Source organism: Mucilaginibacter sp. UYCu711 (genome assembly GCF_050433825.1).
In the GTDB taxonomy this organism is placed as follows: domain Bacteria; phylum Bacteroidota; class Bacteroidia; order Sphingobacteriales; family Sphingobacteriaceae; genus Mucilaginibacter.
Genome location: NZ_JBNPWM010000009.1, coordinates 1 through 20,274, shown reverse-complemented (window position 1 = coordinate 20,274; position 20,274 = coordinate 1). Strand labels below are relative to the sequence as shown.

The 20,274-nt window shown below is 41.1% G+C and carries 3 protein-coding genes; all 3 read left to right on the top strand.

Annotated elements, in window-relative coordinates:
- Positions 1–53: 53 nt before the first annotated feature.
- The gene (locus ABIB50_RS18555) at positions 54–782 is read left to right on the top strand and encodes a thioesterase II family protein (RefSeq protein ID WP_429382141.1); all 729 of its coding nucleotides are present in this window, start codon (positions 54–56) and stop codon (positions 780–782) included.
- Positions 775–2,370: an MBL fold metallo-hydrolase gene (locus tag ABIB50_RS18550; RefSeq protein WP_429382140.1), complete on the top strand. Its 1,596-nt coding sequence runs from the start codon at positions 775–777 to the stop codon at positions 2,368–2,370. Before ABIB50_RS18555 ends, ABIB50_RS18550 begins: the two co-directional genes overlap by 8 nt.
- 63 nt (positions 2,371–2,433) lie before the next feature.
- A partial coding sequence (locus ABIB50_RS18545; RefSeq protein WP_429382137.1) for a non-ribosomal peptide synthase/polyketide synthase occupies positions 2,434–20,274 on the top strand: 17,841 nt, incomplete at its 3' end.

The window sequence follows — 20,274 nt, the reverse complement described above, 5'->3', positions numbered from 1 at the left end:
AAAAATTTTATCGTATTTTAGAGTTTGAAATAAAAAGTAAAAAGGACTATAAAGTGAAAACAATTAATCTGATTTGCCTTGCATTTGCAGGCGGCAACCGCTATTCCTATCGGCTGTTTTCAGAAAAGGCTCCACCGGTATTGAATTTAATTACGCTGGAGTACCCGGGACGGGGATCGAGAATAAAGGAAGAGTTAGCTACGGATATAACGTTACTAATAGATGATCTTTATGTGCAGGTTAATGCGATCGCTAATAGCGGTCCTTATGCCATTTATGGACATAGCATGGGTGGCCTTTTAGCCTACCTGCTCACTTTGAAACTGGCCGAGAACAATCGCGAGCAGCCGCAGCATGTATTTATTTCCGGCACGTCCGGTCCTTCGTCTAAATCCCGGTCGGAAAAAATGCGCCATTTATTAGAGAGAGCGGCGTTTATTGAAGAAATCAGAAAACTGGATGGGATGCCCCAAGAGATCCTGGAGAATGAGGAGTTGTTGGCCTATCTGGAACCCATACTTCGTGCAGATTTCAAAATTAGCGAAAATTATCAACATACTGATCGTTTGCCGTTAAATCTTCCATTCACGGTTATTACCGGTAGCGAGGAAGAACTTGAAACTGAAGACGTGTTGTTATGGCAAAAGGAGACGACCCAGCAAGTGGACTTTATACAGTTGCCGGGCAAACATTTTTTCATTTTACAACATCCCGAAAAGATCTTAGATATCATCTTTGAAAAACTAATACACCAATCAATAACACACTTAAATTATGACTAAACAGGTCTACTTAAAACCTAACGTTGTTTTTGAACCCTTAGTAGATAAATGGTACGCATGGAGCCACCTTATTTCTCCTGCTACGGCCGCAATGAATATTGTCGGGAGGCATTTAACCATTATAGAATCGTACCTGGATGCTCCATCAATCCATGCGGAGGCAGTATTAAACCCCAAGATGCGTGGAGGCCCGTTTATGGATTTCGGCGGCGCCAGGTTAGCTGAAGTTGCCACCTTGAAAAAAGAATCTTACGAAGGGCAAAAAAACCTTATCGCGTTTGCAAAAGCTGTCAAAGACCTGGACAACCTTTTGCTGGCCGAAGCAAAGGGCTATGGCCTAGAAGAACTTTATCAAAAAGTGCCCGAAATTTTAAAAGGTTATGTGGAATTATATTATGACAGAAATAATAACCCTGGTTTCCGATTCTTTGAATCTTTATTATATGAAAGCGAATTTTATAACAAAAGTGCACAAAGTCTGGCGATTTGGCTGACTGATAATGATGAGCGTCCATTTTGCCTGAGTACTCCGAGACTCAGCGAACCTAATGTACTGCTGCTTGATATTCCTTTTGATCATTCCTGTATTGATGAACTGGCTAAAATGAAAAAGGTTCCTCAGACATTAGAATATATAAAGGCGTTAATAGGTATTACAGCCTCGCAAGAAAACCTATTTGAAACTTTCTTTACAGAAATGCCTCCTCCGGTCTATGAAAAATATACCGGAGATAAAATCAGGATGCGCTACTTTGGACATGCCTGTATTTTAGTGGAGACGAAGGATATTAGCATTTTGGTCGACCCGCTGATCAGTTATTATGGTTATAATTCTGATGTTCAACGATTTTCCGATGCTGATCTGCCCGACACTATTGATTATGTGCTAATTACGCATAATCACCAGGATCATATCCTTTTGGAAACGCTTTTGCCTTTACGGCATAAAATAAAAAATCTCATCGTGCCACGTACGTCCAGCGGCAAATTGGAAGACCCTGATTTAAAGCTGATGTTTAATCACATTGGTTTTCAAAATGTTGTTGCGATGGACGAAATGGAAACTGTACATTTCAATGATGCGGTGATAACCGGTCTACCATTTATTGGTGAGCACAGTGATATGAATATCCTTACTAAGAGTTGTTACCTGGTGAAGATCGGTGACTTTAAACTGGTTTTTCTCGCGGATTCCCGAATTGTCGAACCAGCGCTTTACAAGCATATTCATAAATTAATTGGAGACGTCGATGTGTTATTTATCGGCATGGAGTGCGACGGAGCGCCGTTAACCTGGCTCTATGGTCCGTTATTAACCAAAAAACTCCCTAGAGATATGGACGGAAGCCGTCGCCTTGCGGGTTCAGATTGTGCGAAAGGAATGGAATTGGTTGACATATTTCATCCAAAAGAGATATATGTTTACGCCATGGGACAGGAGCCCTGGCTGGAATTTATAAGTAGTATCAAATACACGGACGAATCTAATCCTATCGTTCAGTCGGACAGACTCGTACGGTTATGCAGGTACCTGGGGATGGTTGCCGAGCGTTTGTATGGCGAAAAAGAGCTTCTATACGAAAAGTAACAATCAAATATCGGCTCATAAGGTCAATTTGCTTATCTTCAAGCATTATTGAGGTAATTTTCTATGTCAAATAACTTTTTTTCTTTGCATCCCGCACAGCGGGACGTTTATATCGACCAATTAATTGCTGTGGAAAGCCCGCATTACAATGTTGGTGGCTATATTGTCTTAAAGGGCAAACTAAATAAAAAGTTGTTCAGGCAGACCATAACGTCCGCGCCGGCTGTCTTCGATGCCTTTAAAATGAGGTTTGAACCAAATTCGGCTGATTTTCAAGTTTATTTCGATCAGGATTATACAACCGCGGAGCTTTATGAACTGGATTTTCAGGACCACCCCGACAAGCGGGTTTATGCCGAAAAATGGACGCAAGATAGATTCAATACGCCCATTAGTTTGGGCCTGGACCGTCCGCCATTTGAACAATACCTCCTGAAAATTGCTGACAATGAGTATTGGTTCTTTGGTAAATACCATCATTTAATAACTGACGGCTATGGGTTTATTGTTTACCTGCAATATATTGCTTCGCAATACAATGCGTTACTATCCGGGCAAGCCGTGCCATTTAGCTATCCGGCTTATGGCGAAGAACTAGCTAAGGCAAATTCCTATTTCAATTCTGAAGCTTATCAAGTTGACGGTAATTACTGGAAAAAAAAGATTCCTATTAAGCCGGAAAATATCTTTTCTAAAAAGCATCTCGCGGCTCAAACACAGGCTAATTCGAGTAATATTTATAAACTCAGCTTTACTGACGAGCAGAGAAGCACGTTTGCCAAGCTACAATTGCATACAAACTCGACTCTTCAGCAATTAACCATTGCCGCATTGCTCATCTATTTCGGAAAAGCTTTTGGTCTTTCGGAAGTGATCGTGGGTGTGCCGTTGCATAAAAGAGGATCGAGGATACTTAGAAATATAGTTGGGATGTTTAGCGGCATACTGCCTTTCAAAGGTAATTATGATCCGCAAACGTCGGTAAAGGATTTTTTGCATAACATTGCGTGGACTCAAAAAAATGACTACCGTCATCAGGGCTATCAAATTGGAGATCTGAGCCAAACCCTAAAAGCAAACAGCCTTGAAAGTTATTTATACGAAGTGGCCGTTAACTACGAACGGTTAGACTTTTCGCTAAATTTTGATGATGGCCTGACGGCCGAAATAGTTCGTCTCGCCAATGCAGATGAACGAAATCCGCTTCAATTCGCGTGGCGCGATTATGGCAATCACCAGCCACTAGAATTACAGGTTCATTATGGCATCGCTTACTTTAACCTGCACGAGATACAATTGCTTGCGCAACGCGTTCTTTTTATCATCGAACAGCTGGCTGAGCAATCTCAGGTGAAAATAGGAAGCATCGCTATTATTCCACCTTCGGAGCGACTGCTGCTTGATAGTTTTAACAACACTTCGGTTAGTTATGCTGGGGCTTTGAGTTTGCCGTCGTTATTTGCAGCCCAGGCAAAGCGAACCCCCGCTGCGCCAGCGGTAGTTTTTGAAGGTTGCGTGCTAAGCTACCAAGAGTTGGACAATAAGTCAAACCAGTTGGCCCGCTACCTGCAGAAACGCGGGGTTAAGTCCCAGTCGCTGGTTCCGCTATGTTTAGAACGCTCTTTAGAGATGATCATCGGCATATTGGGGATAATGAAAGCAGGCGGTGCGTATGTACCGATTGACCCGGATTATCCACAGGAGCGTATTAATTATATGCTGTCAGATAGCGGCGCACCGCTGGTATTGAGCACGAATTTAAGCCGCTCCCGGCTAAGCAGTACTTATCAAGAAGTGATCGAACTGGATGGCGATTGGTCGGAGATCGGCTTGGAGTCAGCAGCAGATCTTTTAGTTGGACCAGCGCCGGATGACCTGGCCTATGTGATCTATACATCCGGTTCCACCGGCAAGCCCAAAGGGGTAATGGTTGAGCATGGCAGTGTAGTTAACCGCTTAACTTGGGCGCAGCATGAATACCAATTAGGCAGCTCGGATGCGGTATTGCAAAAAACCACGTTTTGTTTTGATGTTTCCGTCTGGGAGCTTCTGTGGCCCTTATTAAATGGCGCCCGGCTGGTATTTGCGCTTCCCGGCGGTCAATCCGATAATGCTTACCTGCAAAGGATCATCGATGAGCAACAGATTACGCTGTTGCATTTTGTGCCTTCTATGCTTAGTGTTTTTTTAAATGATTTGCTGCCCGGCCAGTGTGCCAGCCTGAAAAAGGTATTGTGCAGCGGTGAGGCTTTAGTTCCGGCACAAGTAAGCTTATTCAAAGAAAAGCTACCAGAGGTAGAATTACATAACCTATATGGCCCTACCGAGGCTGCCATTGACGTAACCTCCTGGCAAATGCCGCCGGAGCGTTCAACAGTTGAAATAGTTCCTATCGGCAGACCTGTTTTCAATACCCATATCTATATCTTAAATGAGCAACTGGAGCTGCTGCCTATTGGCGTATCGGGTGAGTTGTATATAGGCGGGGTTCAAGTAGCACGAGGCTACCTGAATCGCCCGGATTTAACCTCAGAGAAATTTATAGCGAGCCCCTTTACACTGGGCGAGCGTCTGTACCGGACGGGTGATCTGGGCAGATGGCTGGCAGACGGGAACGTAGAATATTTGGGGCGTCTGGACGACCAGGTAAAGATCCGGGGTTACCGGATCGAGCTGGGGGAGATCGAGAGCGTACTTTTACAAAGCATGCTGGTTAATCAGGCTGTGGTCACTGCCCGGGCAGACCAAAGCGGCAATAAGCGGCTGGTGGGCTATGTGGTACCGGCAGCAGGGTATGAGAAAGAGGAGTTGCAGCGCTATCTGAGGGAGCAGCTGCCGGATTATATGGTACCCATGCTTTGGGTAACTTTAGACAGCCTTCCTTTAACTGCCAATGGTAAGACGGATAAGGGTGCCTTGCCCGACCCGGACCTCAACGAATTACAAAGTTCGGTCTATGTTGCCCCTCGTAATGAGGTAGAAGAGAAGCTGGCAGCGATATGGCAGGAGTTGTTGGGTGTAGACCAGGTGGGCATTGAGGATAATTTTTTTGAACTGGGCGGGGATTCTATTTTAACGATCCAGGTGGTGAGCCGGATGCGGCACGCTGGTTACGAGCTAAAGCCGGCGGATCTGTTCAATCACCAGCGCATCGGAGCACTCAGCCAGGTTATCGTGGCCGGAGCCTCGGTGAGTACGGGCGAGCAAGGTTTACTGCAGGGCCCAGCGGGGTTATTGCCCATCCAGCAATGGTATTTTGAAAAAGCGCCGGTAGCGGTATCGCACTTCAACCAGAGCGTACTGTTAAAAATAGATAAGGCCATCACGGCAGCGGCCCTGCAATTAGCCTTTACAAAATTGACAGCTCAGCATGACGGATTGCGGTTTAAATATATCCAAACGGCAACCGGCTGGCAGCAGGAGTACGGAAGTTGTGAAAATAAGGTAATTACAACCGATCTTACAACGGTATCAGCAGCAGAATTAAGCACGGCAATCACGGCGCAGGCCGATATTTACCAGCGAAGCCTGGACATTGAAAAAGGTGAGTTGATACGTGTAGTATTCATGCAGACCCCGGCAGGTGAGGCAGCGAACAGGTTGCTGGTCATTATCCATCACCTGGCAGTAGATGGCGTATCGTGGCGTATTCTGCTGGCCGACCTGGAAGCATTATTAAATCAGCCGGAAGCAGCATTGGGCAGCAAGAGCAGCTCGTACCGTCAATGGTACCAGGCTTTGGAAAACTATGGGCAACAGCGTAACCTGCAAAGGCAGGCCGGGTACTGGGAAAAGGTTTTACGTCAATATGAACCTTTACCAACAGATGAGCCGTATACAGGCACCGTTCAATTAGCAGATATACGTCGTTACACAATACAGTTAGAGGCTGTACAAACACGTCAGTTATTACAGGACGTACCGCGGGTATATCATACGGAAATTAATGATCTGCTATTAACAGCATTGGCAGAAACGCTGTGCCGTTGGATAAACAAAGAGCAGGTAGTGATCGGGTTGGAAGGCCATGGTCGGGAAGATATTGCGAAAGATATAGCTACTACCCGAACAGTAGGCTGGTTTACCAGCCTTTACCCGGTTCTGTTAAAAGCCGGAAGGGATCAGCGGGCAGATGATCTGATCAAAACGGTAAAGGAAGAGTTGCGGCAGATCCCTGATAAGGGATTGGGTTATGGCGTATTAAAATATATCAACAAAGAAAGCAGTCTTCAAGGCAAAACCAGTTGGGATATTGTATTTAATTACCTGGGACAGTTGGATACGGCAATAGATGCAGGAAAATGGTTAGGGGGGGCAGAAGAACGGGCCGGAGCAGGCCGAAGTGAGTTGCAGGCGGTAAGTGAGCTGATATCGATAGATAGTCATATCAGATCAGGTGAACTGGTGATAAACTGGAGCTACAGCAGTAAGCATTACCAGGAAGCAACAATTAGTAAACTGGCAAAAGAATATAAGTTCAGGCTTGAGGGATTGATCCGTCATTGTATTGAACAGGGCGAAAGTGGCAGTGTATTTACACCATCAGATTACGGACTGGGTGGAGATATAAGCCACTCAGAACTTGATAAGTTCATGGAAGAGCAGTTGAATGGCCAAAAAAGAAAAGACATATTAGATCGCATATACCGGCTAAGCGGTTTACAAAGCGGCATACTATTCTACGGATTATACAGCAAGAATGTCCCTACGTATAAAGAACAATTTGCTTGCGACTTAATTAATATAAATACCTCAACATTTATTGAAAGTTGGAGCCAGGTAATAAAAAAACATACCATACTCCGAAGTGCATTTTACCATGATGAATTTAGTATACCGGTACAAGCGGTGTATCATCATGTTGACTTGCCTGTAAAAATATTGGATTACCGGGACCTTACCGCCGATCAGCAAAAAGCAGCGGTAGTGCATTATGAAGATGTAGACCGCAACAACGATTTTGATTTAAAAGCCCCTCCGTTAGTTCGTTTTGCGTTACTACGCCTAAACGAAAATCGTTATCGCATGGTGTGGACATCACATCACTTGGTCATTGATGGGTGGTCAATGCCTTTATTGTTAGAGGATTTTTTACACACTTATGAATTGCTGGGCTCGGGTAAGCAGTTACCTGCGATAGTTTATGATCGTTATGAAAACTTTATCCATTACCTTGAACGCCGTAATATAGACCAGGAACAAGCATATTGGCAACAGTACTTACAAAACGTAGATAGCAGTATGCTGCTGCCCTTTATAACAACAACCACTGAAAGAAATAAAGGAATAGGAACGTATCAGTGCAAGATTTTACAATTAAATGCTGAGACTACCCAAAACATAAGAAATTATGCGCAAAAATATCATATAACGGTTAATACTGTGATGCAGGGTGCCTGGTCGTTACTGTTGAACCATTATACCGGAAACAATGAAATAATTTATGGTGTAACAGTGTCGGGCCGGCCTGATGACCTGCCAGAAGTAGAGCAAAGCGTAGGTATGTATATTAATACCTTACCATTCCATACCTCCATCCATGAAGAAAGTACTATTATTAGCTGGTTAAAGAATATACAGGCAGAGCAGGTCGTTTCGCGGCAATACCAACATGTGTCTTTGCAAGAAATTCAGGATTGGATAAATGTACCAGGAGATCTGTTTGATAGTTTACTGGTTTTAAACAACTACCCGATCAGCAAAATAATTTCATCCGATCAATGGGCTTTAGGAATTGAAAATGTTCAGATAAAAGAACAGAACAATTATCCTTTGACCATCACCATCAGCGATACAAAACAAATCACGATCTCTTTTGATTATAGCGAAACCCTATTAGAGCATGTGTACATAAATCAAATGAGCGATCATTTTAAATATGTATTGCAACAAATAATTACTAAACCTGAAAAAGCAATAGGCAGTATTGAATTGCTGAACGCTGTCGAAAAAAAAAATATATTAATTCGTTCCAAAGGTTTATTTGCACCAGGTTCAAAAAAGGAAACTGTAACCTCATTATTCGAAGGCCAGGTAAAAAAGAAACCACAAGCGCTCGCAGTAGTTTTTGAGCAGAAACAATTAACCTACGACGAACTTAATCAGCGTGCCAATAAACTGGCTCATTATTTAGAAAGCCGGGGCGTTATTACAGAAACGCTTATACCTGTATTTACGGGGCACGGCATTGAAATGCTGGTTGCTATACTGGCTATATTAAAAGCCGGTTGCGCTTACGTACCAATAGATCCTGAATATCCATTAGAGCGAATCAGCTACCTGCTGGAAGATACAAAGGCTACAATAATTATAAGCAATAAGCGCAACCGACAGAAGGTGGAAGGCGCAGGTATTTATGACATAGTAGAATTGGATGGAAAAGATGAGGCGACTATTAATCAGCAGCATCCAACCAATTTAACTGTTAAAATAAACCCTGACCAATTAGCTTATGTGATCTATACTTCCGGTTCAACCGGCAAGCCTAAAGGCGTAATGATAGAACATGCTGCACTGCTCAACTATTTATTGAATAGTGAGGCCAAATACATCAATGAGCGGGAAGAAAATTCAGGTACTTTTGCTCACCTAACCTATACTTTCGATGCGTCCATAACCAGTATTTTCATGCCCTTAATAAGCGGCAAATTATTAGTTATTGGCGCTAAACCCACTGTAGAAGTTTTTACCGACATCAATCTTTGGAAATACGCCCCGTACGATTTTATAAAGATCACACCCGCACACCTGCAATTGCTGGAAGAAGTTGTTAGTGAGCAACTCGGCCGAAAGCTTACCAATAAACTTGTTATCGGAGGGGAGGCTCTTCATTTAAGCCAGTTTGACTATTTCATTGAGAAAGGTATTGCCTTAACTATTGTTAATGAGTATGGCCCTACCGAAGCTACGGTTGGGTGCAGCACGTATTGTTTTGACACATTAGCCAGCCATTCCCTAAAAATGAACAATATCCCGATAGGTAAGCCAATGGATAATGTTCAACTATATATTGTTGATCAGAAACATGAACTTGTACCAACAGGAGTAGCCGGAGAAGTTTGGGTAGGTGGTTTGGGCCTGTCACGTGGTTACCTTAATATGCCTGAATTAACGGCAGAAAAGTTTATTAGCAAACCATTTGGGCAGGAAGGCGAAGAAACAGTTTATAAAACAGGGGATAGAGGCAGATGGCTTCCGGATGGTAATATTGAATACCTCGGCCGTATAGATGACCAGGTAAAAATTCGTGGTTACCGTGTTGAGCCCCGTGAAATTGAAAGTATATTAACGCAAAATGAATTTGTGAAGCAAGCAGTAGTACTTGCCCGGGAAGATAATAATAATACAAAACGCTTAGTTGCTTACATTGTAAGCAATGGGCCGTTCGACCAGGCGGCAATTAAAGCTTACCTTGGCAATAAACTCCCAGAGTATATGGTGCCGTCTTCATGGGTAAGTTTAAATACATTGCCTTTAACGGCAAATGGGAAGATTGATCGCAAGGCGCTCCCGGACCCTGATATATCAGAACAACTAAGTGAAAGCTATTTAGCGCCGCAAACCGAATTACAACGTATGTTGACCGATATCTGGCGGGACGTACTGGAAATTGACTTAGTAGGAATAGCGGATGACTTTTTCACACTTGGGGGACATTCCTTATTGGCTATTCGTTTAATTTCTTTGATCCGGAAAAACCTCAAATTTGAACTGTCGATCACTGATCTTTTCGCGTATCCAACAATTGCCTCCATGTCGGCTTATCTGCAAGGCAATAACAAGAGATTAAGTCTTCCTTCAGTTGAGTTAGTCAAATCACGCCCATCACATATTCCTTTATCTTTTAGCCAAGAGCGTTTGTGGTTTATTGATCAGTTAGAGGGAAGCCTTCAATATCATTTAACCGCTGTATTAAGGTTAAATGGAAATGTTATTGTTTCTGCTTTAGAAGAAGCATTAAAAACAATTGTCAACCGGCATGAAGTTTTGCGAACCATTTTCAAAGAAGAAGGCGGACAGGCTTACCAATTTATCAAAGACAAGGACAATTGGAAGTTAACAAAAACCTCATACACCGATAATACAAGCCAAAGGTTAGACCAATTTATACGGGCATTAGGCGATTTACCATTTGATCTTTCAAAAGATGATATGCTGAGAGCGCACCTGATAAGTCTTGGCGAAAATGAGCATATACTTGTGATTACAATACACCACATTGCTGCTGATGCCTGGTCCATGCCAATTATTATTGAAGAGGTGGCAGAATTGTATGCAGCTGCCGAACAAGGTCGTCCGGCTAAACTAAGCGAAATTTCACTTCAATATGCAGATTATTCAATTTGGCAACGAACCTTTTTACAGCCTGAATTATTAAATAAAAAATTAGATTATTGGAAAAAAAAGTTGGCTAGTGTGTTGCCACTTGAATTACCTGCAGACTATAGACGCCCAGCAATAACGAGCAACAGCGGTGCTACCGAAGCATTCACCATTGATAAAACGTTATCCGAAAATCTATTACTTTTAAGCCAGCAGCAGGGAGCAACTATATATATGACCTTGCTGGCGGCCTTTAATGTTTTGCTATATCGCTATAGCAGGCAGCAAGATATTTGTGTAGGCACCTCCATTGCAGGCCGCGAGCAACAGGAATTGGAAAGCTTGGTTGGGTTTTTTGTAAATACACTGGCTTTGCGAAGCACGGTTGAGGGTAACAGTTCATTTATCGAATTGCTTGGGTCGGTGAAAACCACTATGCTGGAGGCTTATGAACACCAGGAGGTACCTTTAGAAAAAGTAGTTGAAGCCGTAGTAAAAGAAAGGGACCCCAGCCGCAGCCCTTTGTTCCAGGTTATGTTTGTTCTACAGAACACACCTGCCCTTCCTCAACTTCGTTTAGGGGAGATCACCTTATCTGATGAGCATTTTGAACAAACGACTGCTAAGTTTGACCTTACATTTTTTATAAACGAAACCAGTAACGGCCTTCAGGGTATTGTTCAATACAGAACTGATCTATACAACTCTGCCCGTATTGTAAGAATGATTAACCATTTTAAAGAAATCTTAAGCTCAATAATAAAATCGCCTGAGCAAAAGATCGGTACTTTAAAAATGCTTAGTACAGAAGAGGAATACCAGTTGTTGAATGTTTTTAATGTTCACGAGGCAGCCTATCCAAAAAATAAGAGTGTTGTTGCGCTGTTTGAGCAACAGCAATCAAACACTCCTGAGGCGATAGCAGTAACAGCAAACAACAAAAAGCTTACTTATAGATCGCTCAACGAACGTGCAAATCAATTAGCACATTATTTAGTAAAAAGAGGAGTAACCAGTGAAACGCTGGTTCCTATCTATGCCGACCGGTCGATCGAAATGGTCATTGGTATACTGGGCATATTAAAAGCAGGGGCAGTGTATGTTCCTATTGATGCAGATTTCCCCAAGGCGAGGATCCAATTCATGCTGGAAGACTGCAAAGCGACCTTGATCGTAACAAGCAAAGCCAGCCGGTCAAAAATACAACATGATGTTGAAATTGACCTGGTAGAAATAGACGGCGAAACCCGGCGAGCGATCAACGATCAGCCAATAGCTAATTTAGCATTAACAATAGAAAGTCAACAACTCGCTTATATAATTTACACATCCGGCTCAACCGGAAACCCGAAAGGGGTAATGATTGAGCACCGGAGCTTAGTTGATTATGTTTACGGATTAGATCAAAAAATAAACATTGGGCAATGCAGGTCATTTGCGCTGGTATCTACGCCGGCTACTGATCTGGGCAACACGGTTATTTACAGTTCATTGTTATTGGGAGGAAACCTGCACTTGTTTTCTAAAGAATCGGTAAGTAATATTGACTTTATTCATGACTATTTCAGCAGGCATACTATTGATTGTTTAAAAATAGTTCCATCCCATTGGCAGGCATTATCAATGCCCAAACAGTTATTATTACCGGCAAAGCTACTGGTATTCGGTGGTGAGGCATTAAATAATGAAATTGTTAAAGACATTCAATTAGTAAATTCAGAATGCTGTGTGGTTAATCATTATGGGCCAACAGAAACAACTATAGGTAAGCTATTGCATACGGTGAACGCCAGTCTTGAATACCAACACAATATACCTATTGGCCGGCCTTTTTCAAATACAACCGTTTATATTTTAAGTCAGGATATGGCCTTATGCCCCATAGGCGTACCGGGCCAGTTATATATTAAAGGTGATGGTTTAGCCAGAGGATATATAAATAACGAGAAATTAACTGAGGAAAAATTCATTGCCGATCCATTCACCAATAACAGCGGATCAAGATTATATAGTACAGGCGATTTGGTACAGTACCAAGAAGATGGTAATATTTTATTTATAGGACGTGCAGATGACCAGGTAAAAATAAGAGGCTACAGAGTTGAGCTGGGTGAAATAGAAAGTGTGCTGCAACAGAGTGAACAGGTAAAACAAGGTGCTGTTATTGCAAAGGACGATAAACAAGGCAATAAGCGCTTGATAGGTTATATAGTGCCTGAAGATGCATTCGACCAGGATATATTATTATCATATTTAAAGGAAAACCTTCCGGAATATATGATACCCACGTTGTTTGTTGAGTTAGAGAGCCTACCCCTGACAGGGAATGGTAAAATAGATAAGAAAGCGCTCTATGATGCAGATACTTTTGAACGATTTAATGAACAATACACCGCTCCGCGCAGTGCAACAGAACAAACATTGGTTGCCATTTGGCAGGAGGTGTTAGAAGTAGACGAGGTAGGTATTCATGATGATTTTTTTGGACTTGGCGGGCACTCACTATTAGCGGTGCGGCTTATATCCGTTATCAGGAAAGCTTTCAATACCGAAATACCGATCAGCGATGTATTTGACTATCCTACGATTGGCCTGTTAGCGGCGCAGATAGAAAATAGTTCAGGCTTATCACTGCTGCCTGCCATTGAAGTTCAGGCGCGCCCGTTACATATTCCTTTATCTTTTAGCCAGGAACGTTTATGGTTTATTGATCGTTTGGAGGGAAGTATTCAATATCATGTGCCGGCGGTATTAAAGTTAACTGGTAATTTAAATAAGAACGCCCTAAACTCGTCTTTTCAGCATATCATAAACCGTCATGAAGTTTTAAGATCTGTGATCAAGGAAAAGAATGGCGTAGGGTATCAATTTGTTAAAGAGGATAATGCATGGGGATTAACATTTGTTGATGGAGCGCGGTATGCAGATAATGCTATTGAATTACAGGAATTTATAAAAGAAATTATACAGAAGCCCTTTGATCTGTCAAAGGATGATGTGGTTCGCGGTCACCTGATAACAATGGCCGAAAACGAATATATATTGATTATCACTTTGCATCATATCGCATCTGATGGTTGGTCAAGATCAGTTATGGTTAAAGAGCTGGTTGAATTATATGAATGCTTCGACCAGGATCGCGTTATATCATTACAACCACTTCCGCTTCAATATGCTGATTATGCAATTTGGCAACGAAAGTATTTGAATGAAGAGGCGTTGAATAAGCAATTGATTTATTGGAAACAAAAACTTTATGGACTACCTCCGCTTGAGCTTCCGACAGATTATCCTCGTTCGGCAATAAAGAGTACAGAAGGTGCCATGATTAGTTTCAATGTGGACCCGGAATTAGCAAGCCGGATTTATACATTGGGCCAGGAGCAGGGAACCACGCTATATATGAGTTTGCTTTCCGTATTTAAAGTTTTGCTCCATCGGTATAGTGGTCAGGAAGATATTTGTGTGGGAACCGGAATAGCAGGCCGGCAGCAACAGGAACTTGAAGGGTTAATCGGGTTTTTTGTAAATACATTGGCAATGCGTAGCACCGTAAACGGAGAAATGTCGTTTACAGAGTTGTTACAGGCTGTGAAAGTAAATACAATGGACGCTTATAGTCGTCAGCAAGTGCCATTTGAAAAAGTGGTTGACGCAGTGTTACCAGAAAGAGATCTGAGCCGAAACCCTATTTTCCAGGTTTCATTTATTGTGCAAAATACACCCGATGTTCCTGCTCTTCGCTTAGGAAACGTAAAACTTTCCCTGGATGACGATAGCCATATAACAACAAAGTTTGATATTACTTTTAGTATAACCGAAACCAATGGCGGATTGGAAGGACTGGTAGAATATAGTACTGCTTTGTACCGTGAAGATACAATTGAACGCATGATACAGCATTTTAAGGCACTATTACAATCAGTTGTTACCGGGCCTGGCCAAAAAATAAGTGCATTAAACATGCTAAGCAATTTTGAGCGCGAAATGCTGCTCAAAGAATTTAATGCAACGGCTACCGTGCATCCGGACGATAAAAGCCTTACGGGATATTTTGAGGAACAGGCAAGCAAGCATCCGGAGAATGCAGCTATAATTTTTGAAGGAACCGAACTGACCTACCGGGAATTGAATGTAAAGTCGAACCAATTGGCACATTACCTGCAAAAAAGGGGTGTAACCAGGGAAACACTGGTTCCGATATGTATAGAGCGAGGCCCAGATATGATTATAGGAATATTGGGGATATTAAAAGCTGGTGGGGCCTATGTACCAATAGATCCGGCATATCCTCAAGACCGGATCAACTATATGCTGGAAGATACGGAAGCAAGTTTAATAGTTTGTTCTCCGGAGACCCATAGAAAATTGGAAGATACAATACCGCTTACGATCATTGAACTTAATGGCTTGGATGGCAAAGCAATTTTCGACCAGCCACTCACCACTGTCGATGAGAAAATAATGCCAGATCAGATGGCATATGTAATTTATACATCAGGCTCTACCGGCAAACCTAAAGGGGTTGTGATAGAACATGGCTCGGCAGTTAATTTAATACTTGCTCAAAGTGAGTACTTTAAAATTAATGAGAAAGAGCGCATATTAATGTTTTCAAACTATTGTTTTGATGCATCAATAGAACAATTGTTTTTAGCGCTGCTTAATGGCGCCCCCCTGATTTTATTTAAGGAAGGATTACAACTTAATACCGAACTTTTTTCGAATTTTTTAAATGAAACCAAAGTTACCCATCTTCATGCTACACCTTTTTTGCTGGAGAACTTAGATCCAGGTAAATTTAACTATTTGAAAAGAGTGATTGCGGGTGGGGATCTGTGCAGAAAAGAATTATTAAATAGCTGGAAAGACAAGCTGGATTTTTATAATGAATACGGCCCAACAGAAACTACGGTTACCGCTATTGAATACAAAGCCGAACCAGGTAAATCAAGTAATAACACCTTAGTGCCTATAGGCAGGCCTGTTGCTAATGTTTCCATTTATATTGTTGATAAAAATGGAATACTATGCCCGATAGGAATTCGCGGAGAGATATATTTAGGTGGCATACAGGTAGCCCGGGGGTATTTAAACCGACCTGAACTAACCTCAGAAAAGTTTATTGATGATCCATTTACTAAAGAAGGAGGATCACGGGTATATAAAACCGGCGACTTGGGCAGATGGCTTGCTGATGGGAATGTTGAATATTTAGGCAGATTGGACGACCAGGTTAAAATAAGAGGATACAGGATTGAACTTGGAGAAATTGAAAGTGTACTTAATGACCTGGAGCCAATTGATAATTCTTGTGTTGTTGTCCGTAAGGATCAGGATGCAAGTAATAATAGGTTGATAGGTTATTATGTTCCTGACCGCGAAGCCTTAAAAACAAAAGAACGTGAGCTTTATTTTGAACAGGTAGCTAATTGGAAAGAGATACATGAAAATGAATATGTACTGGCAGAGGAAGAACAAGAAAAAGCAGCAGACCCTGAATTTAATACTTTAGGCTGGAACGACAGTTTTACACATGATCTTATTCCTGCTGATCAAATGAAAGAATGGCTAAATGATATCGTGGAAGTGATATTATCCGATGATGCAGAGCAAGTGCTAGAAATTGGTTCAGGAACCGGAATGATCTATTACCAACTTGCGGGTAAGGTGAAAAAATATATTGGTACTGATTTTTCTAATGCATCTATACAGCAGATCAAGACGCATATCAGCAAGGGCTTAAGAAACTATGGCCCGACGGATCTAAAGGTTTCTGCCGCTCACGAGGTGTCATTCAATGAGGAGGAAAAAATAGATACAATTATACTTAATTCAATAGTCCAGTATTTTCCCGGTGAAGATTACTTAACAGATGTAATTGAAAAAAGTATAACAAATTTAAAAAATAAGGGCCGGGTAATTATTGGAGATGTTCGTGATCTGCGTACCCTTGAATTGTTCAAAGGAAGACTGAACTTAGCAAAACTTAATGATTCAATAAGTATTGAAGAGTTTAACTGGGGAGTAGAGCAGGATGTGCTAAAAGAAGAAGAGCTTTGTTTTTCACCGGAATATTTTTACAGTTTAAAATCCCGTTATCCTCAAATTTCGTATGTACAGGTACAATGGAAAAAAGGTTTATATGTTAATGAGTTAACTGCTTACAGATTTACCGTAATAATTTATGTGGGTTGGGATAAAGATTTATTCATTCCCGCCTGGCAAAGTTGGGATGGCGTAAAAAACACTGACAATATAATTGCTCAACTTAATCAAAGAAATCCGGTAGTGGCTGTTAAAGCCGTCCCTAATCCAAGACTTTGGCGAGAAAAACTATTATTGGAGGAGTTAGAGCAGCGTTCCGTGAAATCAATAAGGGAGTTGAAAGCGCTTATTGAATGCGAAGACGAAGAGAGTGAAAAAATAGAACAAATATTAACTGAAGCTAAGGTTAATGGATATCATTGCCGGCTTTTATTAGATGAGGATCCATTAAAATTCAATTTGTTAATGGAGCTAAACCCTACTGATCAGTTTATAGGCTATTCCTATAACAAAGTAGGTAAAATTGGAACAAGTGAGCCATATACAAATATTCCATTATTTAATGATATCAGCATTTTATTAAAAAAAGATATCAGAAATCAACTGCAACAATCTTTGCCGGACTATATGATTCCATCAGAATTTGTTGCTCTTCGCAAATTACCGTTAAACAACAACGGTAAGATTGACCGCAAATTTTTAAACCAGGTAGAAAATAAAGTTTTCGGCAACCGGAACAACTACCAGCCTCCACGGAATGAATTTGAAAAAGCTATTTCAGAAATCTGGCAAAACTTATTGAATATTGAAAAGGCGGGTATACATGATAACTTCTTTGAATTAGGCGGGCATTCATTATTGGGTATGCGTGTGATATCCGCTATCCGAAAGGAAATGGAGGTTGAATTAATTATAAAAGACCTTTTTTTACATCCCACTATTGCCGAGTTAGCTGATTTTCTAAATTCACAAAATAAAGGGTTGAGCCGGCCTGCTATTAAAGTACAGGAGAGGCCTGTACATATTCCTTTATCTTATAGTCAGGAAAGGTTATGGTTTATAGATCAGTTGGAAGGAAGTGTGCAATATCATGTCCCGTCGATTTTACGGTTAAAAGGAGAATTAGATATCACGGAATTAGAAAAAGCCTTCAAGATGATTGTGAACAGGCATGAAGTGCTTAGAACAGTAATATTAGAAAATCAGGGGGTTGGTTTTCAATTTGTATTAGATCATAATGACTGGCTATTAGAAATTATTAACGGAACTGAATACAAAGCAAACGCCGAAAAACTACGGCTATTTACTAAGGACCTTATAACTAAACCTTTCGACTTGTCAAAAGACTATATGGTTAGGGCTACATTAATTAAGCTTGATAAATTTGAACATATATTAATTGTAACCATGCATCATATAGCATCTGATGCCTGGTCTATGTCAATAATTGTAGATGAGGTTGTAGAATTATATAACTCCTTTATTGAGAAAAGAACATTTACATTACCTGACCTTCCAATACAATATGCAGATTATGCTATCTGGCAGAGAAATTTCCTGCAGGACGAAATACTGGAGAGAAAACTAAACTATTGGAAAAATCAGCTTAAAGACGTTTTGCCTTTACAATTGCCAGGTGATTATAACAGGCCCCCAGTGTGGTCCAATCGTGGTACAACAATTAATTTAAGTATTGATAAAAATATTACACAATCCTTGCAAATGCTAAGTCAGCAACGGGGCGTTACCTTATTTATATTATTACAAGCCGCATTTAAAGCTATGCTGTTTAGGTATAGCGGACAGGAAGATATATGTATAGGAACTTCCGTAGCTAACCGTACACAGAAAGAGATTGAAGGGCTGATTGGATTTTTTGTAAATATAGTTGCTTTAAGAAGCGAAGTAAAGAATGATATGTCTTTTGGTGAGTTATTACAGCAGGTGGCAACTACCACAATGGATGCATATGAGCACCAGGATGTACCGTTTGAAAAAGTGGTAGATGCAGTTGTCAAAGAGCGCGATGCAAGCCGGAATCCTCTGATCCAGGTAATGCTCATACTTATAAATACGCCTGAGGTTAGTGAACTACGTTTGGGCGAAGTAATTTTATCTACCGACATACAAGAACAAACTACCACCTTGTTTGATTTAAGTTTCTTTATCCGAGAAACTCCGTATGGATTGGAGGGGACTGTGCAATATTGTACAGACTTATATCAAGAGGATACTATTGTAAGAATGATCTGTCATTTTAAAGAATTACTTAATGCAATAATTGCAGATCCGTCACAAAAAGTAGGAAATTTAAAGATGCTGACGGAAGAAGAGCAGCGTCAGCTACGGGATGATTTTAATAACAGAGCAACAATATATCCTAAAGACAAAAGCATAATAGCATCGTTCAGTGAGCAGGTAAAAATGGCACCCGGAGCAGTCGCCCTAGTATTTGAAGGTGAAGAACTGACTTATCAACAATTGGATCAATTATCAGATCAGTTATGCAATAATCTAAAAAAACTCGGAGTAAAGAAAGGAACGCTTATCCCGATTTGTTTTGACCGCGGTTTAGATATGATGATCAGTATTTTAGGGATTTTAAAGGCAGGTGGCGCTTATGTACCTATTGATCCTTCTTATCCGGAAGAGCGGATCAAATTTATGCTGGATGATTTAGCAGCTACTATTGCTTTAAGCTCTAAAAAAAATAAAATATTTTTAGACGGAACTGGTAAGGATATAGATATTATTGTGGCAGGTAGTGAATTGCAAACGATAGTATCTCCACTTTTGGTCCCGGTGGATAATTTTGTTAAAGCTGATGACCTGGCTTATGTAATTTACACTTCCGGATCAACTGGCAGGCCCAAAGGCGTAATGGTAGAGCATGGTAATGTAGTAAGTTTAATAAAGGGTTTAAATTATGTTAATTTAAACAATTCAGATGTCCTGTTATCAACTGGATCGCCCTCGTTTGATGCCACGACTTTTGAATACTGGGGCATGTTGTTAAACGGCGGCCGTTTAATTTTGTGTTCAGAGAAAACCCTGCTAAACAGTGAATTACTTAAAAAAGAAATAAATAGCAATAAAGTAAATAAAATGTGGTTTACTTCAAGTTGGTTCAATCAACTCGTAGAAACTGACAGTACTGTTTTTGCAAACTTAGATACGATATTAGTAGGGGGCGAGAAATTATCTGAACACCATATAGCACAAATGCGGGAGGATTTCCCTTCAATTAATATTATTAATGGATATGGACCAACAGAAAATACTACATTCTCGTTAACTTATTGCATTAAAGAAAAAGAATTTAAGCGGACAATTTCACTTGGGAAACCGCTAAGTAATCGTACGGCTTATATACTTGACAATACCCGCCAATTAGTCCCTATTGGAGTTTCCGGTGAAATTTGTGTAGGCGGCGCGGGCTTAGCGCGAGGCTACCTGAATCGCCCGGATTTAACCTCAGAGAAATTTATAGCGAGCCCCTTTACACCGGGCGAGCGTCTGTACCGGACGGGTGAT

Coding starts and splice junctions, on each gene's coding strand:
- ABIB50_RS18550 (WP_429382140.1), top strand. CDS start 775: ATGACTAAACAGGTCTACTTAAAACCTAACGTTGTTTTTGAACCCTTA.